Annotated in this window: 23 protein-coding genes and 1 riboswitch; of the genes, 4 read left to right on the forward strand and 19 right to left on the reverse strand. The window is 43.1% G+C overall.

The annotated features are described in order from the left end of the window. Positions 1-156: 156 nt before the first annotated feature. The 3 genes from ACZ42W_RS17270 to ACZ42W_RS17280 form a co-directional block, all read right to left on the reverse strand. On the reverse strand, positions 157-849 hold the full coding sequence (locus tag ACZ42W_RS17270) for a sugar phosphate nucleotidyltransferase (protein WP_464166502.1): 693 nt from the start codon (positions 847-849) through the stop codon (positions 157-159). 73 nt (positions 850-922) lie between these two features. Beyond that, positions 923-1,909: an SDR family NAD(P)-dependent oxidoreductase gene (locus tag ACZ42W_RS17275; RefSeq protein ID WP_464171067.1), complete on the reverse strand. Its 987-nt coding sequence runs from the start codon at positions 1,907-1,909 to the stop codon at positions 923-925. Between the two features lie 210 nt (positions 1,910-2,119). After that, positions 2,120-3,244 (reverse strand): glycosyltransferase family 4 protein, encoded by a 1,125-nt coding sequence (locus tag ACZ42W_RS17280; RefSeq protein ID WP_464166503.1) that lies wholly within the window; start codon positions 3,242-3,244, stop codon positions 2,120-2,122. Between the two features lie 160 nt (positions 3,245-3,404). Between ACZ42W_RS17280 and ACZ42W_RS17285 the strand changes: the two genes are divergently transcribed. Next, the gene (locus ACZ42W_RS17285; RefSeq protein ID WP_464166504.1) at positions 3,405-4,421 is read left to right on the forward strand and encodes a glycosyltransferase; all 1,017 of its coding nucleotides are present in this window, start codon (positions 3,405-3,407) and stop codon (positions 4,419-4,421) included. Here ACZ42W_RS17285 and ACZ42W_RS17290 read toward each other — a convergent pair. From ACZ42W_RS17290 to ACZ42W_RS17315, 6 genes are all read right to left on the reverse strand, one after another. Then, positions 4,386-5,486: a diguanylate cyclase gene (locus ACZ42W_RS17290; protein WP_464166505.1), complete on the reverse strand. Its 1,101-nt coding sequence runs from the start codon at positions 5,484-5,486 to the stop codon at positions 4,386-4,388. The two genes, ACZ42W_RS17285 and ACZ42W_RS17290, sit on opposite strands and share 36 nt — an antisense overlap. A 69-nt stretch (positions 5,487-5,555) precedes the next feature. Further along, the gene (locus ACZ42W_RS17295) at positions 5,556-6,404 is read right to left on the reverse strand and encodes a 2-oxo acid dehydrogenase subunit E2 (RefSeq protein WP_464166506.1); all 849 of its coding nucleotides are present in this window, start codon (positions 6,402-6,404) and stop codon (positions 5,556-5,558) included. A 459-nt stretch (positions 6,405-6,863) separates the two neighbouring features. After that, positions 6,864-8,396, reverse strand: a complete 1,533-nt coding sequence (gene guaA / locus ACZ42W_RS17300) for a glutamine-hydrolyzing GMP synthase (RefSeq protein WP_464166507.1) — start codon at positions 8,394-8,396, stop codon at positions 6,864-6,866. Between the two features lie 179 nt (positions 8,397-8,575). Continuing rightward, positions 8,576-9,121, reverse strand: a complete 546-nt coding sequence (gene hpt / locus ACZ42W_RS17305) for a hypoxanthine phosphoribosyltransferase (RefSeq protein ID WP_464166508.1) — start codon at positions 9,119-9,121, stop codon at positions 8,576-8,578. A 201-nt stretch (positions 9,122-9,322) separates the two neighbouring features. Then, entirely contained in the window at positions 9,323-9,985 is a 663-nt protein-coding gene (locus tag ACZ42W_RS17310) for a LolA family protein (RefSeq protein ID WP_464166509.1), read from the reverse strand. A 397-nt stretch (positions 9,986-10,382) separates the two neighbouring features. Further along, the gene (locus ACZ42W_RS17315) at positions 10,383-10,919 is read right to left on the reverse strand and encodes a DUF3231 family protein (RefSeq protein WP_464166510.1); all 537 of its coding nucleotides are present in this window, start codon (positions 10,917-10,919) and stop codon (positions 10,383-10,385) included. Between the two features lie 302 nt (positions 10,920-11,221). Between ACZ42W_RS17315 and ACZ42W_RS17320 the strand changes: the two genes are divergently transcribed. Beyond that, positions 11,222-11,710 (forward strand): hypothetical protein, encoded by a 489-nt coding sequence (locus ACZ42W_RS17320; RefSeq protein ID WP_464166511.1) that lies wholly within the window; start codon positions 11,222-11,224, stop codon positions 11,708-11,710. A 171-nt stretch (positions 11,711-11,881) separates the two neighbouring features. Continuing rightward, complete coding sequence (locus ACZ42W_RS17325; protein ID WP_464166512.1) at positions 11,882-12,061, forward strand: hypothetical protein; 180 nt, start codon at positions 11,882-11,884, stop codon at positions 12,059-12,061. A gap of 231 nt (positions 12,062-12,292) precedes the next feature. Here ACZ42W_RS17325 and groL read toward each other — a convergent pair whose 3' ends face one another. The 7 genes from groL to moaA form a co-directional block, all read right to left on the reverse strand. Continuing rightward, positions 12,293-13,927 carry a chaperonin GroEL gene (groL, locus tag ACZ42W_RS17330; RefSeq protein WP_464166513.1) on the reverse strand — a complete coding sequence of 545 codons (1,635 nt, stop codon included), beginning with the start codon at positions 13,925-13,927 and terminating at the stop codon, positions 12,293-12,295. 39 nt (positions 13,928-13,966) lie between these two features. Next, positions 13,967-14,251 (reverse strand): co-chaperone GroES, encoded by a 285-nt coding sequence (gene groES, locus ACZ42W_RS17335; protein WP_464166514.1) that lies wholly within the window; start codon positions 14,249-14,251, stop codon positions 13,967-13,969. Positions 14,252-14,657: 406 nt separating this feature from the next. Further along, positions 14,658-15,482: an NYN domain-containing protein gene (locus ACZ42W_RS17340; RefSeq protein WP_464166515.1), complete on the reverse strand. Its 825-nt coding sequence runs from the start codon at positions 15,480-15,482 to the stop codon at positions 14,658-14,660. A gap of 68 nt (positions 15,483-15,550) precedes the next feature. After that, positions 15,551-16,051, reverse strand: coding sequence for a MogA/MoaB family molybdenum cofactor biosynthesis protein (locus ACZ42W_RS17345; protein WP_464166516.1), 501 nt, complete (start codon positions 16,049-16,051; stop codon positions 15,551-15,553). Further along, on the reverse strand, positions 16,051-16,485 hold the full coding sequence (locus ACZ42W_RS17350) for an MOSC domain-containing protein (protein ID WP_464166517.1): 435 nt from the start codon (positions 16,483-16,485) through the stop codon (positions 16,051-16,053). The genes ACZ42W_RS17345 and ACZ42W_RS17350 overlap by 1 nt, the downstream gene beginning before the upstream one ends. A gap of 41 nt (positions 16,486-16,526) precedes the next feature. Beyond that, positions 16,527-17,003, reverse strand: coding sequence for a cyclic pyranopterin monophosphate synthase MoaC (gene moaC / locus ACZ42W_RS17355; protein ID WP_464166518.1), 477 nt, complete (start codon positions 17,001-17,003; stop codon positions 16,527-16,529). 3 nt (positions 17,004-17,006) lie between these two features. Then, complete coding sequence (moaA, locus tag ACZ42W_RS17360) at positions 17,007-17,978, reverse strand: GTP 3',8-cyclase MoaA (protein WP_464166519.1); 972 nt, start codon at positions 17,976-17,978, stop codon at positions 17,007-17,009. A 72-nt stretch (positions 17,979-18,050) separates the two neighbouring features. Next, positions 18,051-18,181, reverse strand: a riboswitch (molybdenum cofactor riboswitch). Positions 18,182-18,368: 187 nt separating this feature from the next. Between moaA and fdhD the strand changes: the two genes are divergently transcribed. Beyond that, a complete protein-coding gene (gene fdhD / locus ACZ42W_RS17365) occupies positions 18,369-19,190 on the forward strand; it encodes a formate dehydrogenase accessory sulfurtransferase FdhD (protein WP_464166520.1) in 822 nt (273 codons plus the stop codon). On the opposite strand, the gene mobA is transcribed toward fdhD, so the two are convergent. The 3 genes from mobA to nuoF all read right to left on the reverse strand — a co-directional run bounded on the left by mobA (position 19,153) and on the right by nuoF (position 24,599). Further along, complete coding sequence (gene mobA, locus ACZ42W_RS17370) at positions 19,153-19,755, reverse strand: molybdenum cofactor guanylyltransferase (protein ID WP_464166521.1); 603 nt, start codon at positions 19,753-19,755, stop codon at positions 19,153-19,155. The two genes, fdhD and mobA, sit on opposite strands and share 38 nt — an antisense overlap. 351 nt (positions 19,756-20,106) lie before the next feature. Continuing rightward, a complete protein-coding gene (fdhF, locus tag ACZ42W_RS17375) occupies positions 20,107-22,788 on the reverse strand; it encodes a formate dehydrogenase subunit alpha (RefSeq protein ID WP_464166522.1) in 2,682 nt (893 codons plus the stop codon). A 17-nt stretch (positions 22,789-22,805) separates the two neighbouring features. After that, complete coding sequence (gene nuoF / locus ACZ42W_RS17380) at positions 22,806-24,599, reverse strand: NADH-quinone oxidoreductase subunit NuoF (protein WP_464166523.1); 1,794 nt, start codon at positions 24,597-24,599, stop codon at positions 22,806-22,808. Between the last annotated feature and the right edge of the window lie 9 nt (positions 24,600-24,608).

The raw sequence follows: 24,608 nt of genomic DNA on the forward strand, positions 1-24,608 counted from the left end.
TCTGTTGTTTTGACGTCTCTATTTTGTATTACATTTTTTTACTTTTACTGAACTTATAACTGAACTTTTTACTGTAACTCTTTATTCTATTTATCCATTTTATCCATTTCTATTTTTCTATTTCACTCATTTTCCAGTCTTATTAGCTCCTCTTCTTCAAGGAAACTTTAAGGCTTCGAACTCTTCCTTAGCCTTCTCAAGGTCAGACATTGTCCCAATATCAAACCAAAGATCCTGACTTTCATAACTTACGACCTGAGCCCCTTCCTGGAGAAGCCGCCGTACAAGATCTGGCATATCAAACTTTTCATTTTCCGGAATGAAGGAGAGGACGCGCTTGTTCATCACATAAATCCCCATACTCGCCCAATAATTCTGGGTTGGCTTTTCCGAATAAGCCGTCACCTGACCCTCCTTCACCTCAAGGACGCCGAACGAGGATTGGGTTTTCTTCATCTGCACGGCCACCGTCATGTCAGCCTTCATCGCGAGATGGTGTTCATACAAAGCTCGAAAATCTAAGGTTGTGAGCTCATCCCCATTCACGACTAAGAAATCGTCCTGCAAATCCGTTACCTTTCTCAAGGGACCCGCTGTCCCAAGGGGTTCGGTTTCTTCAGAATAACGAATGGTCATTCCAAAGTCACCGCCATCTCGGAAGTACGTTCTTAGGAGATCCGCAAGGTAACCCAAACACATGATAATTTCATCTGCCCCTGTACGTTTGAGTTGATGCACAAGGATAGCAGCGATGGGTTTATCCCCAATGGGAAAAAGGGGCTTGGGTAGAATTCGGGTATAGGGATCAAGCCGTGACCCCCTACCGCCTGCCAAAATAATTGTTTGCATCGCATTCCCCTTCTTCATATTTTTTCCATCATTTTCTTCATATTTTCAGATTTAATATTTCATAGTTGTTGCTTTAAATTTGATATTTTCCTATCTGGAAACGATCAAGGTGAGCGGCAATCCAGGTTAACGTCTTTTTGATTCCCTCTTCCAAGGAGACCTGAGGTTCCCAGCCCAACACGTCCTTGGCTAAACGATTATCTGCCAATAGACGATTGACTTCGCTTTTGCTCGGACGAACCCTCGTCTGATCGATCACAAGTTTTGCTGAACTCTGGGTTGTCTTGATAATCACATCGGCCAATTCACCTATGGAGATTTCCCGCCCTGAACCCACGTTAATCACCTTGCCAATCGCTTCCTGCTTACTTGCCGCCGCGATAAATCCTTCCACTGTATCCGTTACAAAAGTAAAGTCACGTAAGGCTTCCGTATTACCAAGACGTATTTCTTCACAAGCGAGAGCCTGTGTAATAAGGGTTGGAATAATAGCCCGAGCAGACTGTCTTGGCCCATAACAATTAAAGGGTCTAATCGTTACCACCGGTAGATTATATGAAGCATAGAAGCTTTCAGCTAACTTATCTGCCCCAATTTTACTTGCTGAATACGGTGACTGACCCTGTAGGGGATGCGTCTCATCAATAGGAACATAGCGTGCTGAACCGTAGACCTCACTGGTGGAAGTGCTGACGATCCGATTCACTTCATGATCACGACCTGAATTAAGAATATTAAAGGTTCCAAGGATATTTGTTTCGACCACTTCGCGTGGATTTTTATAGGAATAAGGGATTCCTACCAAAGCACCAAGATGGAAAACAGTATCACAGCCCTTAACCGATCGATCAATCACGTCCGCATCACGTAAGTCTCCCGCGATGATCTCTATCTGTTCGAGAACCACAGGGTTAAGATCTTCTAAATTCCCACGACCATCCCTGGAATTATAACGGATAAATACACGCACTTTGGCTCCTGCTTTCACCAAGGCCTCTGTTAAGTGACTCCCGATAAAGCCCCCCGCACCTGTGACTAAAACCTGCTTTTGTTCCCACATCACGCTTCCACATTCTCCCTTCTTTCATATCCCTATATCCTATGTCAATTCTTGTTTATCTGACACCTCTTGCTCCATTGAAGCATAATGTAGCATAGCCTAACACGATTTACCTCTAACAACTAAAGGAACCTCACTTCACAGGGAGTATCAAGCTCTACTAAAAGTAAGGTTCCTTTATCCAAGAATTCAAGCCCAGGGTATAAGCTACTACTTCATACTTTCCAAGAGCTTTAAATATCTTGGAGCAAGCTGTTTCCACTCAAAGGTCAAAGCCCTTTCCCGGGCCCTGTCTGAAAATAACCTTAAAAGAGAAGGATTATCGAGAGCAGTCGTTAAAGCCTCGGATAACTTATCGATATTACCCGCTTCGAAGGTTAGAGCATATTCAGTAGGAGCTAATTCTGCTAATCCTCCTGCTCTTGAAGCGATTAAGGGGGTCCCGAGCATCATTCCCTCTAAGGCCACTAAGCCAAAGGCTTCACGTCGACTCGGTACAACGAGGGCCGTTGCTTGCGCCATCCGTTGTCTTACCTCTAAGCTCGGTCTCCAGCCGTGAAACTGAATGCAAGCTCCCCCTTTCATCGACTGAACGAGTCGCTTCAAGTATCTTTCATAGGACTCCGGACCCTTACCGACAACATCTAAGTGAATCTGTCGCCCGCTTTGAGATACTCTATCAATGGCCCTAATCAAATCCTCCAACCCTTTATAGTCCATGAGTCTACCAACATAAAGAAACCCGTTGTTGCTCCCTGCTTGCCAATGTTCCAAGGGTAAGGAAATGCCTAGCGGTATTTTTTCCGCCTTGGCAAGGTATTGAGGGAAGTGCGCCTCAAGATAGCTTTCTTCACTCTGACTTATTAAGTGAAGGCGTTGAGAACGCCCTAATAGTTCTTCTTGAAGTTTAAACCGCTCTTGTAGCCCTGACAGCTTCCGATCCTCTAACTCCTCACGTAAAAATGAATACACGGAATAAAGAATCGGGATTCTTTCATCGGCCAGAGTATAGGCTAAGGGAGCAAAGTTGATGGCTTGAATATGAATGACATCCCACTCCTGCCATAGTTCAGGAAATTTGTGACGTAAAGTGTCTACCCAGATCATCTCTAGATGACCAAAATAATAGAGGTTTCGTGGTAATCCTAGGACTTTGATCTGTTGTCCTCGCTCTAACCAGCCGGGTTTAGCCCAATCACTGCGTGGTACGACAACCGTTTGTTGTACACCCAATCGATCTAGCAGGTACACGATACCTGTAGCCGCCGTTCCAGCACCCCCAAAGCATTCCTCTTCAAATTCATTGGTCAAGGATAAGATCTTCAGAAGAATCACCCCTAGTTCCCAATCGCATTATTATAATTTTAAAGGTGAGCTATCTTCTATCCTATTCACATGCCATAAAAGATGTTAGAATGCTCAATTTCCAACAAAAGAAATGCACTCGCAAACTTGGAATAGCATATAATACCGAAACCCGAAAGCGGTGAAGTTTATGAATGTAGTAATCTATCCTCCTACCTTTGATTGGAATTGGATGAAACAAAGACCCCAACATTTAATGGAGCAATTTTCACTTCATGGGTTTGAGGTTTTTTACTGCAATAAAACTCAATCAACCACTGAATTATCTACGGCTCTTAATTCAAATTTGACCATTATCCATAATCAAAACTACCTTATAAAAAAAATAATACCCCGCTTAAAAAGTCAGGGTAAGAAAATTATACTTTGGGTCTCCTGGCCAAAACTCCAATCGTTTTTAGATGAGTACTGGCCTGATTTTATTATATATGATTATTTGGATGATTTTTCCATATGGAAACAGTACCACAAACCCATGGTGAGTAAATCTAATATCGTCATTACCACCTCGAAGCTATTACAGGCACAAATGGAAGGTGAGTTTCCCGAAAAGCCTAGCTTTTTAATCCCTAATGGATGTCACATAGACCATTTTAATGCTCATGCCAAAAACGAGCTGCCTGAGGAATTCCGACAGCTCGCTGGACCTATCATAACGTATTCTGGTGCATGGGCCAGGTGGATCGACCAAGAATTAGTTAATAAAATTGCACTAACCTTTGAAGATGCACTCGTTGCAATTATAGGGAAAGAGTTCGGTACATCCGTCAACAGAAACATCCCAAATCTAAAATATCTCGGGTATAAGCCCTATCATGAGCTGCCTAATTATCTTCAACACAGTACGGTGTGTATCATCCCCTTTTTACTGGGACAGCTTACTCTTGCAACGAATCCCATTAAAATGTATGAGTATCTCGCTTCCGGAAAGCCTGTAGTTTCTACAGATATTCCAGAGGCACGGCACATCCCGTCTGTTCATATCGGCGTTGACCATGAGTCCTTCCTGGAAAAAATCCGTTTAATTCTCGATCAAAAAATAATATTCAATGAAAATGAAGTCTATCATTGGTTAGCCTCACACACCTGGGAAAAGAGATTTGAAGACATATCAATGATACTTTCCGCATATTGGATCACCGAATAAGACAACTCTATCTCTCCCTGTTCGTTTAGCCTCATATAGAGCCTCATCAGCTTTTTCCACTAACTGCTCGATATCGTTTACTGAATCTGGATAGATAGCTACTCCAATAGAAACAGTAATGTGGATTATTTGATCATCGAGCAAACGAAACTTATGATACCGAACAGCCTTCCGGATTCTCTCAGCTACTTCTAGGATCTTGTCTCTTGCACAATCTGTCATGAGAACTGAGAACTCTTCTCCACCATTACGATAGACGAAATCCGTATCACTACTCCTACTCAATAAGATTTTAGCTAGATCCTCAAGTACTTTATCTCCATTTCGGTGACCGTAAGTATCATTTACCTTTTTGAAAAAGTCAACGTCTATAAACAACATTGTAATAAGACTTTCTGCCGTCAAACTTGCGATAATTTTATTTAACTGTTTATCAAACTGTCTAACATTATGAAGCCCCGTCAGATAGTCTCTTACAGACTCAAGTTTATATTTTCTGTAGGTATATTTGGATAAATCGATATACCGGATGTAATAATACACAAGAATCGAAACGATTATTAGACTAAATAAATACGAAAATACGGTCTTCAGCATTAATGTTTGGTCACTAATTACTATAGAAAACGTGATTGCGGGAATCACTAGGATGCATAAAGTCATATAAGTCCATTTTTTTACCCTAGTAATATGTAAAGTGCTTATGAATCCACATACCATTCCGATAATAAATGCAGTTATTGCTCCTGTCATAGATGAGAATGATATACCTGCATAAAACAAGCGGAAAATCCCGATGATGAGTGACGTAATAATCGAAGGTAGAAAGCCACAGTAAATTGCAGATAGAATAACCGCAATGTTTCTAAAATCAAGGATGACACCCGGCATGATTTGAACACTATTAATCATGAGCAGTATTCCCAAAATTCCAGCCATGGTACTAAAGAAGATCTTTAATTTCCAAGATGCTAAAGGGTTCACGTCATGTTCAATAAGCAACTGGTTGCCTATACTTATCACTGCAATAACAATCGCAGTATTAAGAAATAAGTCGTTTAGCATAGTTCCAACTCCTATTAATAGATAAGCATATCTTTCGACAGGAATTGCAAAATACCTCTAAAAAAGCCCTCATTTCACGTCCTCTACAACCTCCTCCAACCCTTCTTCCAGTAGGGATGGATTCTCTAGATATTTCAGGACCAGTTTGAAAGAATTGGAAAAGTATAATCCGTCACAAATACGCTCGTCCAAGACGTAACCAATCTCGCAGCACTTTTTGACAACCACTGCATCTCCTTCAACTACCGGCATTTTCTTGACCTTACCGAGCGCAACGAAAACACCTGTGGTTCCAAAATCATAGAGGTGGTGGTAAATAAAATCGAGCTTGATCGACTTAAGATACGTAAAGAACAGCGACGTGTGAAACGGGCTAGCTTCGACGATAGCACTTGGCAGTATATTATGTCTATCCATACCTTTCAAGGCCCCGACAAGGAGCTTCACAAGTCCGTTAGGCAGTGACATGATTTTATCTGCAATTTTATCGACTTCGTTAGTAGCACCTGTTAGAATACTTTCACCAATAATCCGATTAACGATGTCAATTACTTCAAATAGGGTCTCGCGACCCGTAAAGGCAAATTTGACGGTCGTCTCCTCACCATCGTCGCGGAGTGATCGCTTAACGGCCATGGAGATATAGATTCCGTTCCTCGCATATAGACGGTTATTCATAACGAAGCGGTTAAGGCGTGGCCTTTGGGCGAGGATTCTTACATACACTGCGATGAACAGGTGCATGTAATTGAGTTCGAGGCCCTGGGCCTGCTTTTCTTTGATATAGGCGTCTAAAGTATCTGTAACAATCATCTGTTTGCTGAAAATCTGCGCATCACTACGCCTGGTCATGATATAGGGGATTATCTTCACAAATGGGCTTAGAGATTTCAGTCGTCTCCCGTCACTTCTACTCATTGTAATCCCCCTCAACTCACTCTAAATTCCCCTTAATTCCGTATTTCTAATTCCATATTGAATAAGCTTAATCCTCTACTTTGGGTAACATAATTATCAATATTTATTCGCGAGCACAGACATTATCCCTTCAAAGGGATATCTAATTCCTCCACCAAAGCAGCTCAATCGAACCTGTGATTTCGTCATCCTCATCGACAAGATTATCATTTTACAGATAATTAAACAAAGGATAATCCCTGCTAATCGTCTCCAATTCCGAATCAATACATTATAAATACAAATACGTCAAAAGCATTGAGATTTTCAGATTACCCTCGTGTTGGTATAGTATAAAAGTTGCTCATAGTAAAAAGACGGTTATGAAATCACAAAAAAAGACTGTGAGATCATAACCACCTAATTTAAAATCTTTACTATTAGAAGAATTAAACACCTCTTATTGTAAGCATCTTCCGTCTACTCCCATTCAATCGTGCCAGGGGGTTTCGAGGTGATATCATAGACGACACGGTTGACACCCTGCACTTCATTGACAATTCGGGTCGAAATCTTCTCCATTAAATCATAAGGCAGTCTAGCCCAGTCGGCTGTCATCGCATCTTCACTGGTCACTGCACGGACTACGATTGGGTAGGCATAGGTTCGTCCATCTCCCATGACTCCAACGCTCTTAATCGAAGGAAGTACAGCAAAGGATTGCCAGATTTCGCGATATAGGCCAGCTTTGCGAACTTCATCGATAATGATTGCATCAGCCTCACGAAGAATATCAAGCTTTTCTACCGTTATCTCACCAAGAATTCTAATCGCCAGTCCTGGTCCAGGGAAAGGCTGCCGCCAGACGATTTCTTCAGGTATTCCTAGTTCTGAGCCGACTTCACGTACTTCATCCTTAAAGAGCATGTTCAGAGGTTCAATAAGCTTAAACTTCATATCTTCCGGTAAGCCGCCCACATTATGATGGCTCTTAATCGTCTCAGCGGTTTCCGTTCCACTTTCCACGATATCCGGGTATAGCGTCCCTTGAACCAAGAAGTCTACTTCTCCCAATTTACGAGCTTCATCTTCAAAGAGACGGATGAATTCATTTCCAATCCCGATACGCTTTGTCTCTGGGTCAGAAACTCCACCGATCTTCGCCATAAAGCGCTCGCGCGCATCGACAAAGACGAGGTTCAAATGGAATTCCTCTGTAAAGATCTTTTTTACTTGCTCAGCTTCATTTTTACGCATGAAGCCATGATCGACAAAGACACAGGTGAGCTGATCTCCGATAGCCCTATGGACAAGCACAGCAGCCACGGAAGAGTCTACCCCGCCGCTTAATGCACACAATACACGCCGATCACCGACTTTTTCTCGGATTTCTTTTATTTGGCCTTCAATAAAGGATTCCATGGTCCAATCGCCAAGACAACCGCAGATGTCAAATAAGAAATGTTCGAGCATAGTCTGACCGTCAGGAGTATGCTTGACCTCGGGGTGAAATTGAACTCCGTAAAAATGACGCTTCTCATTCATCATAGCTGCAACCGGAGTATGATCTGTATGTGCAGCAATACTGAAGCCTTCGGGAAGTTTCGTCACAGAATCCCCATGACTCATCCAGCATTGGCGTTCTCCACCCAAGCCCTTCCAAAGGCCACTTGCTTGATCGACTTGAAGCATTGCCTTTCCGTACTCACGAACCTCAGGATGCTCTACCTGTCCCCCAAGTTGTAGGGTCATGAGTTGCATACCATAGCAAATTCCGAAAATAGGAATCCCTAAGTCGTAAATTGCCGGATCCACTTTTGGCGCACCCTCTTGATTAACACTGGCCGGTCCCCCTGAGAAAATAATCCCTTGCGGTTTACGGGCTTTAATCTCCTCAACTGGAGTCTTATATGAGATCATTTCAGAATAGACATGTGCTTCCCGTACTCTGCGGGCAATAAGCTGGTTATACTGCCCTCCGAAATCCAGAACCAAAACGAGATCTTGAGCCATTTTTTCAACCACCATTCATTTTAAGTATTGTTGGTACTTATCGGGACTTAGCGCCACTTATCTTCGACTTCAGAAGCTGGAGACATAGTGGCGCTTAGTCATCGGTAAACGTTTAAGAGCTTGGCCATCGGCCGAAGCTCTATTTTGACATACTCTCTCATATCGTGTATTAACTTCCGTTAATGAGAAAAATCATAGGCCTCTGGCTTAAGCACTCCAACATAAGGTAGGTTGCGATATTCTTCATTAAAATCAAGACCATACCCGACAACAAACTCATCCGGAATCGTAAACCCATTATAGTTGGGTGTGACCTCTACTTTTCTTCGCTCCGGTTTATCTAGCAAAGTCACGACCTTAACACTGAGAGGATTCCTTGCTGATAAATTTTCAATAAGATATTTTAACGTCAAACCTGTGTCGACAATATCTTCAACAATGAGAATATGTACATCCTCGACACTTCTCTCTAAGTCCTTCATGATTCTCACGACACCAGAAGAGTGAGTCGAAGCTCCATAACTTGAAACAGCCATAAAATCATAATTTAAAGGAATCTTAATCTCTCGGATCAGATCCGACATAAAGGGAACAGCCCCTTTAAGAATTCCTAAAATCAACAATTTTTTTCCACTATAATCATGGGTAATTTCCTCACCCAATTCAGCAACACGCTTTTGAATCTCATCTCGACTCAATAAGATTTTGCTAATATATTCTTCCACCTCAAGCCACCTCCATGAATACAAAAACTCATTGTAGAATTATAGCAGACGAATTTCTAAGAGTCAAACAAAACTCGAACGTTCCTTGGATTTCCGAGGAGAAAAGTACGGAGTCAGTAAATACCCACTTAGGACAATTCAAAACAAGTAAAAAGACTTGCCTAAGAATTCTCTGCTTAGGCAAGTCTCATTAAGTTTGAGCTATAGATTCGGAGCACTGATATTCATCTTTCTCCCGTAATCCTCGAAGTCCATCGTTATCGACATCATCTGATTATTCGCCTTGCTCTTGGCCTCAATGATTACCCTGTGAATCATCTGATCCTTTTTTCCTATAGATATAATGTAGGAAAAGTCAGTCCAACCTTCCTCCATAATTTGGTTTTGTACACTAGGTTTGAATTCAATGACCCAAGTCTTCTGGTTATTGAGCTTTTCTTGTCCTCGAAGCTTCACCTCCCCAAACTCTTTGAACTGGAGCGATGACCTAGGGTTGAGCTCCGCCAGAAAGACTTCTTGGGTTGCCGGGACACTTGGATAACGAACCCAACGCTTTGTAAAGGGATCTTGCATATAAAAACCTTCACCAGCGAGGATCATTTCGATTTCAGTGCCCACCAGCTTCCCTGAGATTCGAGTGTTTCCACCGTCCTTTTCTCCTAAAATCTGAGTGAGTACGCGATCCTTTCCTTCGACCCATTGATGCTGGGTCATACTGTAGCGAAAAGAGGTCGCTTGATTCAGTTTTTCTAGGCCGTGTGTCAGTAACTCTGTGGGGTCGGGTTTCCATAACAGGCGTCCCACGATTCCCCCAATTAACACGGTACCGATTAGGATGAGTAATAACCAGCCTCTTTTCTTCATTTTCTGGCCTCCCTGGCGGAGTTCTTATCACACTTTATGTATTTTCAGGTTGCCCTATTCCTATGAAAAATTAGTAATTCGAGGAAAGTAGAGGGGAATAAAAAAAGGCCTCCGCGTCCGGAGATCCTTTACGCAATGCCCCATATTAGCCTTGTTCTTGTCTATATGGGACAAGATTTTTTAAAAAGTTCCCTCCTTCCATATGGCGGAGGGACAAAAGAGACTTTACTACATGAAAAAAACGAAAAATGCCTTACGACATCTATGTAATATTATGTCATATATCGACTTATCGGACAACCATTTATTAGGATAATCCCGTTGGTAATTTTTATGAAAGGTTTCTAAGCAAAAAGATACCCCCACTTATCAAAGTGAGGGATTGCATATCTGATATTCAATGTGTAATTTTTGCAAGATGGGGGAGCCAGCCGCGATGAATCATGAGCTGCAACAAGCGATAGTTCCAGTCTAAGCCTGCATCTAGATACTTACGGAACATTCCCTCTACTTCTAGCTGGTAAGACTCCTGGAGAGCAGCAAGAAGACTCAATTGTGCTGCCCTTGCCATAATTGCAATATTAGCAGAAATCTCGTAGTCAGTTAAACGAGCATCATTAGGAATGTCTAAATCCTTGTGCAGTTTGTGTTCACAATAGTGAAAATGTGGTGTTTGAGCTCCACTTTTCTCCAGAAGTGCTTCACAATCGTTTATTGTTGGTATAACTAAATTATCAATGCCATCTTTAATGAGATCTTTAAGTTCAGGGTCTTGAGCATGATTATACAGGACCTCAAGAACAGATTGATTATGTCGCCCTGAAGCAATTTTACCGTATAGGTTACTGGCTTCCAAATAGCTAACAGGTTCCTTATCTATAATCGCCTGAATTGATGTACGTGTCGTTGCTTCCACTTTATCCATAATTGTCATATAAGTCCCTCCGTAATTAATATATTATTAATATATTTACATAATATTAATGTGCGAAAAGATATTTAATATACTTTTACCCCCTGAACTGAACTGCATCCAAAATGATTTTAACTTATAAAAAAAACTCAACATCATTCCAGCAAATCAGGAAATACTGTTAGGGTAATAAGTTAATTATTTAAGGAGATGTTCTTTTTGAGCAAGAATGAAGGATAAAGCAAGAAGAATTAACGTATATTCCGAACTATCTTTGTTAACCTTAAAACAAATACAGACTAATACATCTTAGGAGGTCTCCAATGAAACTTGATCTTCCCTATTTTTTTTACACTTTAAGTTTTGCATTGGGAACATTATTTTTGACTCTAGCTTTCATTCCCAAACAAGAAATTAAGAAATTGTTTTGGTTTGGAATTTTATGGGGATCAGGTTTAGATTTTTTAGTTGAGAATATCTTCCATCTTGTTCATTTAACTAAGTATCAGTACATGGAACCCTTCAACATCGGTGTTCTCCCTCTATGGACGATTTTAGCTTGGGCACCGGCAATAATGTTATTTATTTACTTTTTACCCCAGAGAATAGAAAGATATATTTATTGGATTTATGTGATAATGTGGAGTACATTTATCTCTTTTGTTGCGGTAATCTTAAGACAACTTGATATTTTGGTATTTATAAATGGCGGACCATGGATTTGGTTTATAAGTAGCTTTGTCTTCTTATATCTTATGACCAAGCATTATCGATTTCTGGAAGCAAAAAGAGCTGACCCGTCTTTATCCTAATTTAATTTATTCATAAAACAGCCCCACCGCAAGTAAAATAACCCAAAATGTTAGATTATTTCAGTTCAATTTTGGGCTTCAGTCCTAATCATATAAGACTAACGACATATACCATCATCTTCTTTAATCTATTAAACTAAAGAAAAAATTGGAAGGGAAGAAGATGAGGTAATGGATATTAAAGTAAATAGATCAGGTACACTTCAAACAGCGCAACTAATGTCTGAAAAAGAATATCCTTTGGTTATTAGTGAATGCGTAACAAGAAAAATGACACCCGAAGATTGGGAGAAATATGGACCATTAAAGCCGAGGACAAGTAACCAAATGCAAAAATCAAAAAAAATCTAGGGCATCTCATCCAACATCCGGCCATTCAGCATGCGGCCGGATGTTTTATAATTGCAGTTATGAAAAGTGCTCTATATGCACACCACAAAAACAATGAAAAAAGAGGCTTCTCATAAGTTCAGTAAACTCATGAAAAACCTCTGAAAAAATTATCTCAACGTGGTCAAAATGTGGTCAATGCGTTTGCTCGGAGTCTGCTCACCTTGATGTTCAAGGAGTTCAGGCTCTTTCTTACATCATGCCGCCCATTCCGCCCATGCCACCCATACCAGCCATAGCGGCAGCGCCGTTATCCTTAGAAGGAAGGTCGGAAACGAGGCACTCTGTGGTAAGAAGCATAGCTGCGATGGAAGCAGCGTTTTGTAATGCAGAGCGTGTAACTTTAGCTGGGTCAACAATACCTGCAGCAATCATATCTTCATACTGCTCAGTTACTGCATTGAAGCCCACGCCGCGTCCTGCATTGCGAACTTTTTCTACCACGACTGAACCTTCGAATCCAGCGTTGTTAGCGATCTGACGGAGAGGCTCTTCTAAGGAACGGCGAATAATCGCTACCCCAGTCTTCTCATCTCCGGTCAAGTTAAGTCCGTTAAGCGCTTCTACAGCATCAATCAAAGTCGTACCGCCACCTGCGACGATTCCTTCCTCGACAGCTGCACGAGTAGCTGCTAGAGCATCTTCAATGCGGAGTTTTTTCTCCTTCATTTCGGTTTCAGTTGCTGCACCTACTTGGATTACAGCGACCCCACCAGCGAGCTTAGCAAGACGCTCTTGAAGCTTCTCGCGGTCAAAATCCGAAGTGGTTTCTTCGATTTGACGTTTGATCGCTTCCACGCGATTTTGGATTTCTTCGGTTTGTCCAGAACCTTCAACGATCGTAGTTTCCTCTTTGGAAACGCGAACTTGACGAGCGCGACCCAGCATCTCAATCGTTGTATTCTCAAGCTTCAAGCCGAGATCTTCAGTGATTACTGTACCACCCGTAAGCGTAGCAATATCTTCAAGCATTGCTTTACGACGATCACCAAAGCCAGGAGCTTTTACGCCCACAGCAGTAAAGGTTCCACGAAGTTTGTTTACTACCAAAGTAGCCATAGCTTCGCCTTCGATGTCTTCAGCAATAATCAGGAGTTGGCGACCCGATTGAACAACTTTCTCGAGAACGGGGAGAATGTCAGCAATTGCGCCGATCTTTCTATCCGTAATTAAGATATAGGGATCGTTAAGTACAGCTTCCATTTTTTCTGTATCTGTAATCATATAAGCAGAGATATAACCACGATCGAACTGCATTCCTTCAACGACTTGAAGCTCTGTGGTCATCCCTTTAGCTTCCTCAACGGTGATAACTCCATCTTTACCGACTTTTTCCATCGCATCAGAAATCAGTGCACCGATGTTAGCATCTCCAGCTGAAATGGATGCAACTTGGGTGATTGCTTCTTTGCTTTCGATCGGCTTAGCATTTGTTTTGATATCACTAACGATAGCTCCGACTGCTAGCTCGATACCGCGTTTGATACCCATCGGGTTTGCACCTGCAGCGACATTTTTCAAGCCTTCACGAATAATAGCTTGCGCAAGAACAGTTGCAGTCGTTGTGCCATCACCTGCGACATCATTTGTTTTTGTAGCAACTTCTTTAACAAGCTGTGCACCCATGTTTTCGAAAGCATCTTCGAGTTCAATTTCACGAGCAATGGTTACACCATCATTGGTAATAAGGGGTGAACCAAATTTCTTGTCCAGTACAACATTACGACCTTTCGGTCCGAGAGTTACGCGAACAGCTTCAGCTAATGCATTAACACCACGTTCTAATGCGTGGCGAGCTTCTTCATTGAATACGATTTGTTTTGCCACCTTTAAGTTCCTCCTTTAAAATCACGTTCAAAAATCTAATTAACCAACGACGGCCAAAATGTCACTTTCCTTGAGGATTAAGTATTCTTGACCATCATACTTTACTTCAGTGCCAGCATATTTGGAATAAATCACTCGGTCACCGACTTTAACGTCAAGGGCAACTCGCTCGCCTTTTTCCACTTTTCCAGGACCCACAGCCACAATTTCGCCTTCTTGAGGCTTTTCCTTAGCGGTATCTGGCATAATGATTCCGCTCTTTGTTTTTTCTTCCAACGGGAGCGCCTTGATGACTACCCGATCAGCAAGAGGTTTGATGTTCATTGTAGAAAGTCCCTCCTTAAGAATCTAATCTTAATTTTTATTGTTAGCACTCATTCCTATTGAGTGCTAACATCTACTATAATAATATGCAAGGTCGGTGGGGAAATCAAATCCTGCCAAGAGCAGTGACGGGTTGTTTTAGCATAATATTAATTGATTATCTACCATTTTCTCCTTATTGCTGCGTCACTCTAAAATTGACAGAACTTCAAAACCCTGACTTGCAGTTTCTAAGGCTTATATTGACCATCTTGATTTCCATTTATTCATATCCTGGAAAAATAATTTCCTTTTTTCTCCTTTTAACTTAACCTTTCTTGGCCGACCTCATAGTGGTGGTTTGCAACACGGTGTTGGCATCTTTTAGCAGGACAATCAAAACAAGAGAGAACAGCTTCCCGTTCTCTCAGTTTCCACTTAGTTTTTCATGACGCTTTCGGATATCCTCAATCGATGATCCTAACACTGCCTGAACGCGAGAATTTTCTAAGTTTAACAAATAAATTTTAGTCTTACCGATTTTCAAACTGGGGTCAGGATATTCCTGCTCAAGTATTATCTTTTCCCTTAAGGCATAACGAATCCATTCTTTGACTTGGGAAGTTGTCTTACTTAACTGTTCTGATAAAGCCGTCCGTGCTTTAGTGGAAGCGATATAAGCCATAGACAGTTGTAGGTGAGCTAAAATTTGAATTCCCTGTTCAATATCCTTTTCAGGCGCGTATTCATAGGGCATCTCTTGGGTAAGAAACTCTCCGAAAAAATCACCTGTAGCGCAAAAGGGCTGTAATATATGATGCACACTTCCGTCGACCCCAATAACCTTCACTTCTTTTCCCCAGGCTCGTATCTTACGGATGAGTGGAAGGAAATCTCCGTCCCCAGTGAGTAGTAACATCATATCAAAGGTTTGGGATCGTGTAATTAGAATCTCTTGGGCCTCAAGGACGATTTCAACATCTGCTGCGTTGCGGCGCAAGCCTGTACTTGAAAAATTATTTTTGCCATAGACATGCCGAGTATATACATGGGTTTTTTCGAAGGAAGTTTGAGACCGCCAAAATTCTTCCCGATCAAAATTCGCGTAGAGATAGATAGCTAGTAACATGTGCTCGTTTTGATTAGCATAAAGCTGTAAGGACTGCATGAGTTTCTCAGGAGACAACTCGTACCCCTGTTCCAAGAGTCCCGTCCAAATGTTTTCATAGTCTACAAAGGCAATAACCTTCAAAACAAAATCACCCCGTTTCCGGTTCTCTACTATAGTGTACGTAGGAACCGGACAGGGGTGACAAGCATTTACTGATTATTTGAAGTAGCGCATTCACTCGCTTCTCCCTTTAAGATCTGTATTCCATGAGGCAAGGCGGATGATATGGCCGCCCAACACTCCTTCACCGCCTTGGGTGAACCAGGCATGTTAATAATTAACGTTCGCTTGCGTAAGGCTGCCACAGCGCGGCTGAGCATAGCTTTCGGAGTGACCTTTAAACTCTCGTAGCGCATTACTTCAGCTATTCCAGGAACCATGCGGTCCGCTATAATGATTGTCGCCTCAGGGGTGACATCACGAAGGGAAAATCCGGTTCCACCCGTCGTCAGAATAAGATCAAGCCCATCTTCATCGACCCATTCTATCATTTGCCGAGCTAAGAGCTCCTGGTCATCTGGTAGTATCGTATAACGGACAACCTCACCGTCTATTTCTTTAACGAGTTCCTTCAAGGTCGGACCTGAAAGATCTTCTCTCTCTCCTTTAGATCCTTTATCACTTGCGGTAATCACACCCACTCGCAGCATTATTCCACCACCTCGATAGAATCTCCCACACTTACCGCTCCACCTTCAAGCACACGGATGAAGATTCCTTCCTTTGGCATTACACAGTCTCCTGCTTGATAATAGATAGCACAGCGAGTGTGACATTCCTTTCCGATCTGCGTAACTTCCCCAAGTCCCGTCTCGCCAATTCTAAGCTTTGTGCCGATAGGTAAGCTAACAAGGTCAATACCTTCCGTGGTTAGGTTTTCTGCAAAGTCACCTGGAACTACATCCAGCCCCTTATCCTGCATTTTTTTGATACTCTCCATAGCTAGTAAACTGACTTGACGATGCCAATCTCCGCCATGAGCATCCCCTTCGATCCCAAAGTTGACCTTAAGAGTTCCTTCTCCTACGTTCTTCTTACGCATTCCTTTTTTTTCACTCGTGCATACTGCAATAATTTTAGCCATTTTTATTATCCCCCTAAATTTTATTATTTTATTTTATGGGTCTAAATTTCTTCTCGAATGAAATGACCACTCTTGCCGCCTGTTTTTTCCATGAGTCGAATGTCTCCGATGACCATTGTTTTATCGATGGCTTTACACATATCGTATATCGTTAAAGCTGCTACACTGACCGCGGTAAGAGCTTCCATCTCTACTCCAGTTTTCCCCGTAACTTTAACAATTCCCTCGATCTCAATCGTACCTGGTGGAAGAATTTCAAAATTCAATTTTGCGCCTGTGATGGCGAGAGGATGACACATAGGAATCAGATTTGAGGTTTGTTTTGCCGCCATAATTCCAGCAACTTGAGCAACGGCGAGAACATCTCCCTTTGCAATCTGCCCCTGCCGAATTCTCTCCAAGGTTTCTGGTTGCATCTCTACTTTTCCCCGCGCTGTTGCTACCCTCATACTCTCCGTTTTCTCAGTAACATCGACCATGCGGGCGCGTCCTTCTTCGTCAAAGTGTGTTAAATCCATAAATTATCCTCCTATCTGTGACATCATCCGCTGACCTTGCCATGCTTCCTCATTCATATGATGCTCTGCAGGCTTATGCCAAACGGCTTCAGCAAACAGTTCTGCTATCTCCTCATCGGTTTTTTCTCCTCTTAAGGCTTGACAAAGATCAACTTCTTTGGCGCTATGCAAGCAAGGTCTTAGTTTTCCATCTGCAGTTAAGCGTACCCGATTACAGGTATCGCAGAAATGCCGACTTAAAGCACTTATAAATCCTATGCTTCCTTGGAATCCCTCCGAGGTAATATACTCAGCCGGTCCGCCACCCTTGATATCTCTTTTGGGTTTCATTCCTTCGAGTCCGAGAATATCTTTCATTTCCGCTATGGGCACGAAATCATTTCGGTGTTCTGAGCTAATTCCAATGGGCATGAGCTCGATAAAGCGAACGTGCAGGGGATAATTTCGAGCGAGCTCCATAAATTGGGGGAGTTCATCTCGGTTGAAATCACGAACCACGACAACGTTTAGCTTAACCGGGTGCAGACCGGCCTCCAAGGATTGGTAAACGCCTTGAATAACTTTTTGTACATCCCCACCTCGAGTGATCTCTCGGAATCGCTCAGGATTTAAAGTATCTAGGCTTATGTTAATTCGATTTACTCCTGCAGCCTTTAAATCAAAGGCCATCTCAGGAAGCAGGATACCATTCGTGGTTAACATGAGGTCTTCGACACCTGGAATTCTAGAAGCCTCTCCTAAAAAGTCTACGATTCCCTTTCGGGCAAGAGGCTCTCCACCAGTAATTCTAAAACGTTTAAAGCCTAGTGAGGTCGTTATTCGAATTAAACGTAATATTTCCTCATAGGACAGAATCGACTCATGCGGTAGCCAATTTACCCCTGTCTCTGGCATACAATACTTACAACGTAGGTTACACCGGTCTGTTATGGAAATCCTAAGGTACTCGATCCGGCGTTTAAACTGATCTTGCATAGGGATCCCCCCACTTTAAATCATTTCAGTTAAAATAAAACACTCCACGGTCTGTAAAAACCGTGGAGCATACTCACACACTTACAGACTCCTTTCCAATAGGGAGGCACAACCGTTTCCAGTAATACCCGAGTGTTTTTACACTTGTCTCGCTCACCGTAGCATACGCTTTAGGTTAGCCAGTTTCGGAGCACGTTTATTAAATTAGGACTTTAATCCATCTTTAATACTATGATACTACGTTTCTGCTCTTGTGAAAAGAGTTTTATAGAGACAAAATATCTTTTTTTCTTAAAAAATCTGACTTCAATGAACATTCATATAAAATTCACTTTAAACTTTTGATAGCTCATGCTATCATTAAAGAAAAACTCGGAGGAACTTGAGAAGATGACTGAAGAAGCAGAATTATTTCCCGTTATAAAAGCGCAAGGAAATACCACCGAGTTTTCTGTTGAATACGTCGTGGAAGAATCTCCTCTCACCCTATTTTTCAATGATGAGGAGATCGGCACCATCCTTTGTTCTCCCTCTCAGCTTGAAGAGCTTGCTCTTGGTTTCTTATACATGGAAGGCTTCATCCGTTCCTATCAGGATGTTCTCTCTCTTCGTTATGATTCCTCACTTCAGTCCATATGGGTTTATAGCTCTTCCCCTTTAGGCTCTCCTAATTTAATGAATAAGCGCCTTTTCTCTGCTTGCTGTGGCAAAAGTCGCAGTTCATTTACTTTTAGCAATGACACTGATCTCACTAAAATCCAAACCTCAAATACTGTAATCTCCCTTCAGGAAGTTTACAATTATGCTGAATATCTCCAGAACCACCTCCCCCTCTTTAAATCAACAGGTGGGATTCATAGTGGAGGTATCGCTTTCCAAGAAAAAGTTCTCTTTACGAGTTATGATATAGGTCGCCATAACGTCTTTGATAAGTTATCGGGAAGTGCCTTAAAGTCCGGTTTCGATTTACGTGACCATGTCCTCTTTTTTAGTGGGAGAGTTTCCTCTGAAATCCTCCTCAAAGTATCCAAGATGAATATTCCGATTCTCATTGCCCGATCAGCACCCACTGACATGGCCCTCAAGCTTGCCCGTAGACTATGTATTACTGTCATCGGATTTGCCCGCGGGGACCATCTCAATGTCTACACCTGTCCCGAACGAATTAACCTTCCTAAGGTTGAAGTTCCAACCATTCTTGGGGAGTATTAATATTACTGAAGCTTCGTCTAATGTGTGAGAACCCCTGAAGCTCTTCCTCTCTGATATAACGCACGGTACATTCCTGAAAGATTTCTGTAAGCTTGAGGCGCTTGGCCTCGAGCCTTTTTTGTAATATAGACAAACAATTTTTATGATAAAACGCGTGAAGGGGGTGCAGTCCCCCATCGACCTCGGGAACGATAACTGATTCTTTCCCAGTTAATCCTGCTAGAAAGCGAATGACCTCTGGATCTAAGAAGGGCATGTCACAAGCCACAAAGAACGAATAATCATACTGTGCCTCTCTCAGACAGGCATGAAGTCCCCCTAAAGGACCCTGATCAACAAAAATATCTTGAACCGTCTTAACCCCATATCGACTATACAATTCTGGATTATTCGTGCTAATGATTATCTCCGAGAAAATCGGGCGTAAAACCTGTAAACTCCTTTCGATCAAAGGCTGTCCCTGCCACTCCAAAAAGGCTTTATTCGTTCCCATACGAGAACTTTTTCCTCCGGCTAAAACAATTCCAGTCATCGGCAAAATCTTATTTTCGTGTGTGCTATGCATTATTATGTCTTCCTGCCTCCCATACTCCTGATCTTTTATTTAATCTTTATCGTTTTTAAAAATATCATGCGTAAAGTTTATTCGCCACGCCGCACTGCCTGTCATTAATTATAGATTATCGAATTCGCAAATTCATTACACGTTATGATTTCTACGAGGATAAAGTATTTCCTCCCACAAAAGTTTTAAACCTTTTAACACATTTTATAAGCATCTGCTCTATGAAGGGTCTAGCAGTGGAAATAAGTTTAAGGAAACAACACTCCTTAAGCCATACATTTCCAAAAAAAGCATTAAAAAACCTAAAGGGTATCCCCGAAAGACTTTCCTTCAGGGATACCCTCATTGACTTTAAGCTAAGCGTTCTACCCGCACACCGCAGACCTTATACTCGTAGGTCTTAGTTACCTTATCATATGCACCATTCGTTAATACATTGGTGGGCGACTCCTTGTAGTGAAGGGTCATGAAGAGCATTCCCGGGGGAACACGATCGGTTACCCGCACCTTTGTCTCTAGTTCACCCCGACGGGAGGCCACTTTGATCTTCTTCCCGTCTAACACTCCCAATCGTTCCGCGTCCTTCGGATTCAACTCCGCATATTCCTCCGGTGAGTACTCTTCGAGTGAATCTGAGAAACGAGTCGAGATGTTATAGTGAGAAAGTTTGCGTCCTGTGCTGAGTAAGAAAGGATATTCTTCGTCAGGGAGTTCATCGGGCAATTGGTAATCGATGGGCATGAATAGCCCTTTACCTCGGGAGAACTTCCCTTCATGTAAGAACTTCGTTCCAGGATGCTCTGCATGAGGCACCGGCCACTGCAACCCTTTTTTTCCCAGACGCTGGTAGGAAATTCCCGTGAACTGTGGGGTGAGCGCAGCAATCTCTTCCATGACTTCTGCTGGTGACTCATAGAGAAAAGGATACCCCATACGTGTGGCAATCTGGCAAATAATCTCCCAATCTGTCTTGGCATCTCCAATGGGCTTAATCGCCTGATTTACTCTCTGAACCCGACGTTCAGTATTCGTGAAGGTACCATCCTTCTCCGCGAAGCTTGCTCCGGGTAAGATGACATCTGCGAGTTCAGCCGTTTCGGACATAAAGATATTCTGGACCACCAAGAAATCCAAAGCATTTAAGCCCTTGCGAACATGGTTCGCATCAGCATCTGTAAGCACAGGATCTTCTCCCATGATATACATCGCCCGTAATTCTTTTCCAACCGCTGCATCAAACATATCCGGAATCATAAAGCCTGGTTTAGGATTGAGTGGGATGCCCCAAGCTTCTTCAAATTTGGCACGAACCGTTGGACTTGAGACACTTTGATATCCTGTGTAAACATTAGGTAGTGCCCCCATATCGCAGGCCCCTTGAACATTATTCTGACCCCGTAAAGGATTCACACCGGAGCTTTCCTTACCGATATTCCCGGTGAGCATAGCTAAGTTAGCGAGTGACATGACATTATCTGTCCCGCAGGTATGCTCCGTAATCCCTAAGGTGTAAAAAATCTGAGCACGTTCTGCACTCGCATACAAGCGAGCGGCTTCCACCATCTGCTCGATGGGGACTCCAGTGATCTTACTCACCACTTCCGGTGGGAACTTCTTTAAGTTTTCCTTTAATTGTTCAAAGCCTTCGGTCCGTTCCTCAAGGAAAGTACGGTCCTCCCAACCCTTTTCCAGGATAATATTCATAATCCCATTAATCAGGGCTATATCTGTACCTGGCTGGAGTCTCATCCAGATGTGGGCATCCTCCGCGAGTTCGATTCGACGAGGATCTACGACGATGAGCTTAGCGCCTCGGGCGAGGGCTTGTTTCATTTTTGTCCCAATAATCGGGTGGGCTTCTGTAGTATTCGAACCAATAACAAACATGACTTGAGCATTAGGAATTTCATTGATGGAATTCGTCATCGCTCCTGAACCAAATGAGGTGGCCAGACCGGCCACAGTGGGAGCGTGTCAGGTCCTGGCGCAGTGATCGACATTATTGGTGCCGATCACCGCGCGCATGAACTTTTGCATCAGATAATTCTCTTCATTGGTACAACGAGCCGAGCTTAGAGCACCGATGGAATCCCCTCCATACTGTGCTTTAATCTCTCCGAACCTCAAAGCAATTAAATCGAGAGCCTCCTTCCAGCTTGCAGGAACAAACTCTCCATCCTTCTTAATCAGTGGAGTCGTCAGTCGGTTTGGATTATGAATCATATCCATTCCAAAGCGACCCTTCACACAGAGCGCCTTCCCGTTAACAGGAGCCCCTGGATTTGAGGTCACCCCAATGACTTTTCCGTTCTTGACATTGAGATCAAAGTTGCAGCCTGTTCCGCAGAAGGGACAGGTCGTTTGGACTTTCTCCACTTCCCAAGGACGTCCTTTGCCAATCATCTGCTTTTCCATCAAAGCTCCGACTGGGCATACCGACACACACGATCCACAGAAGACACACTCAGATTCGCTATAAGGAACTCCAAAAGCGGGCCCAACTTGAGAATCAAAACCGCGTTTAAAGAAATCAAGAACACTTCGTCCCTGAATCTCCTCACAAGCTCTCACGCATTTGCCACATAGAACACATTTATTCGGGTCTCTGAGAATAAATGGATTACTCTCATCGAGAGGAAGCTCTCGTTTTATACCTTTGTACTTTTCTCCAGATACTCCATATTCATAGGCATACTGGGCAAGCGAACAATCTCCCATCTTCTGACAGGTCATACAGTCCAGTGGATGATTCGCTACCAAAAGCTCAAGAATGGTTTTCCGCGCATTACGCACTTTGCCCGTCTGCGTTTGGACGACCATTCCCTGCGTCACCTGGGTCACGCAGGAAGGTGGAAGGTTGCGCATACCTTCAATCTCGACGACACAGAGTCGACAGGCCCCAGCATTAGTTAGTTCCGGATCCTGACATAAGGTTGGAACCGGAATGTCGTGCATCCGGCAAGCTTCCAGAACGGTGCTTCCTTTTGGCACACTAACCCCTTTTCCGTCAATTGTAAGATTCAGCCACTCCACTACGTTCACTCCTCTCTCTATGCTCGGATAACAGCACCAAATTTACATACTTCCATACAGGTTCCACAGCGAATACACGCTTCTTCATCAATCACATACGGGGTGTTCTTATCACCAGTGATACACTTCACCGGACAATTCTTCGAACATAATCCGCACTTCTTACAAAGCTCTGCGTCAATTCGATACGTTAAGAGCTCAGAACATACCCCAGCCTTACATCTCTTATCTCGGATATGCGCCTCAAACTCTTCCCGGAAATACTTAAGGGTTGCCAGTACTGGATTTGGAGCATTCTGCCCCAATCCACATAAAGAGGTCTCTTTAATTGTATCCGCTAAAGTCTCAAGCTTTTCTATGTCCTCTAATTGACCCTCTCCTCGAGTGATTCGGTCAAGTATCTCCCACATCCGTTTGTTCCCCTCACGGCAGGGGGTACATTTCCCACAGGATTCGCTTTGAGAAAAATTAAGGAAGAAGCGAGCAATATCTACCATACACGTGGTCTCATCCATGACCACTAAACCCCCTGAACCGACCATTGCACCAGCTCGAGTCAGAGTATCAAAGTCCACGGGTAGATCAAGCATTTCCTCAGGCAAACATGCACCCGAGGGGCCTCCTATCTGAACCGACTTAAACTTCTTCCCGCCTTGAATTCCGCCACCAATATCAAAAATGATGTCTCGAAGCGTCATCCCCATCGGTACTTCCACTAGTCCGGTATTATTTACTTTTCCGGTTAAAGCGAAAATCTTTGTCCCTTTGCTTTTTTCCGTACCATTCTGTGCGTAGCAATCTGCACCCATCCTCAAGATATGAGGAATGTTGGACCAAGTCTCGACGTTATTATTATTGGTCGGTTTCCCCCACAATCCGCTCTGAGCAGGGAATGGTGGACGCACCCTAGGCATACCACGCTTCCCCTCAATCGAGGCTATGAGAGCTGTCTCTTCGCCGCAGACAAACGCTCCCGCCCCTGCCCGGATCTTCAAATGGAAATTGAAGCCCGAATTCATAATGTTATCTCCGAGAAATCCTGCCTCTTCAGCTTGGCGAATTGCGATTTCTAAATGTTTGATGGCCAAAGGATACTCCGCACGACAGTACACATATCCCTCATCTGCTCCAATCGCATACGCTCCAATGAGCATTCCTTCGATGACAGAATGTGGGTCTCCCTCGAGAACACCACGATCCATAAAGGCACCAGGATCCCCTTCATCTGCGTTACAGATAATATACTTTTTATCAGAGGGAGTCGCTTTACAGAAGCTCCATTTAAGGCCCGTCGGGAACCCCGCTCCGCCTCGTCCACGAAGTCCTGAACTCTTCACTTCCTCGATGACTTCTTCTGGAGTCAATTCCAGGGCACGCTTTAATCCTTGGTACCCTTCGTTTGCCACATAATCTTCGATTCGAGTCGGATCAATGAAACCACAATTCTTAAGGACAATTCGATTTTGCTTTGCAAAAAAGTTTGTATCGGCAAACGTGGTCGCTGGTTGTCCTGTCAGAGGATCTACATAAAGGAGCCGTTCGACACGCTCTCCCTTACCAAACTCTCTCTCCACGATTTCCTGGACATCTTCTGGCTTCACCCATCTATAGAGTGTCTTTTCCGGTTCAATGATTAACGTAGGTCCTTGCTCACAGAAACCATGACACCCCGTAGGGACCGTCATTACCACATCATTAAGGCCTTGTCTCTCAATCTCCTTATTCAGTAAATCGAGGATTTGATTTGCTCCTGAGGAAGCACACCCTGTCCCTGCGCAGACTAAGACCTGCTTTTTTGATTCATTCTTCATCCCTAAACC

It is taken from the genome of Desulfitobacterium elongatum, from assembly GCF_055378975.1.

Bases quoted from the DNA above. Each gene is read 5' to 3' on its own strand.
- ACZ42W_RS17270 (WP_464166502.1), bottom strand. From the start codon at position 849: ATGCAAACAATTATTTTGGCAGGCGGTAGGGGGTCACGGCTTGATCCC.
- ACZ42W_RS17275 (WP_464171067.1), bottom strand. From the start codon at position 1,909: ATGTGGGAACAAAAGCAGGTTTTAGTCACAGGTGCGGGGGGCTTTATC.
- ACZ42W_RS17285 (WP_464166504.1), top strand. From the start codon at position 3,405: ATGAATGTAGTAATCTATCCTCCTACCTTTGATTGGAATTGGATGAAA.
- ACZ42W_RS17290 (WP_464166505.1), bottom strand. From the start codon at position 5,486: ATGCTAAACGACTTATTTCTTAATACTGCGATTGTTATTGCAGTGATA.
- ACZ42W_RS17295 (WP_464166506.1), bottom strand. From the start codon at position 6,404: ATGAGTAGAAGTGACGGGAGACGACTGAAATCTCTAAGCCCATTTGTG.
- guaA (WP_464166507.1), bottom strand. From the start codon at position 8,396: ATGGCTCAAGATCTCGTTTTGGTTCTGGATTTCGGAGGGCAGTATAAC.
- ACZ42W_RS17310 (WP_464166509.1), bottom strand. From the start codon at position 9,985: ATGAAGAAAAGAGGCTGGTTATTACTCATCCTAATCGGTACCGTGTTA.
- ACZ42W_RS17315 (WP_464166510.1), bottom strand. From the start codon at position 10,919: ATGACAATTATGGATAAAGTGGAAGCAACGACACGTACATCAATTCAG.
- ACZ42W_RS17320 (WP_464166511.1), top strand. From the start codon at position 11,222: ATGAAACTTGATCTTCCCTATTTTTTTTACACTTTAAGTTTTGCATTG.
- ACZ42W_RS17325 (WP_464166512.1), top strand. From the start codon at position 11,882: ATGGATATTAAAGTAAATAGATCAGGTACACTTCAAACAGCGCAACTA.
- groES (WP_464166514.1), bottom strand. From the start codon at position 14,251: ATGAACATCAAACCTCTTGCTGATCGGGTAGTCATCAAGGCGCTCCCG.
- ACZ42W_RS17345 (WP_464166516.1), bottom strand. From the start codon at position 16,051: ATGCTGCGAGTGGGTGTGATTACCGCAAGTGATAAAGGATCTAAAGGA.
- ACZ42W_RS17350 (WP_464166517.1), bottom strand. From the start codon at position 16,485: ATGGCTAAAATTATTGCAGTATGCACGAGTGAAAAAAAAGGAATGCGT.
- moaC (WP_464166518.1), bottom strand. From the start codon at position 17,003: ATGGATTTAACACACTTTGACGAAGAAGGACGCGCCCGCATGGTCGAT.
- moaA (WP_464166519.1), bottom strand. From the start codon at position 17,978: ATGCAAGATCAGTTTAAACGCCGGATCGAGTACCTTAGGATTTCCATA.
- fdhD (WP_464166520.1), top strand. From the start codon at position 18,369: ATGACTGAAGAAGCAGAATTATTTCCCGTTATAAAAGCGCAAGGAAAT.
- mobA (WP_464166521.1), bottom strand. From the start codon at position 19,755: ATGCATAGCACACACGAAAATAAGATTTTGCCGATGACTGGAATTGTT.
- nuoF (WP_464166523.1), bottom strand. From the start codon at position 24,599: ATGAAGAATGAATCAAAAAAGCAGGTCTTAGTCTGCGCAGGGACAGGG.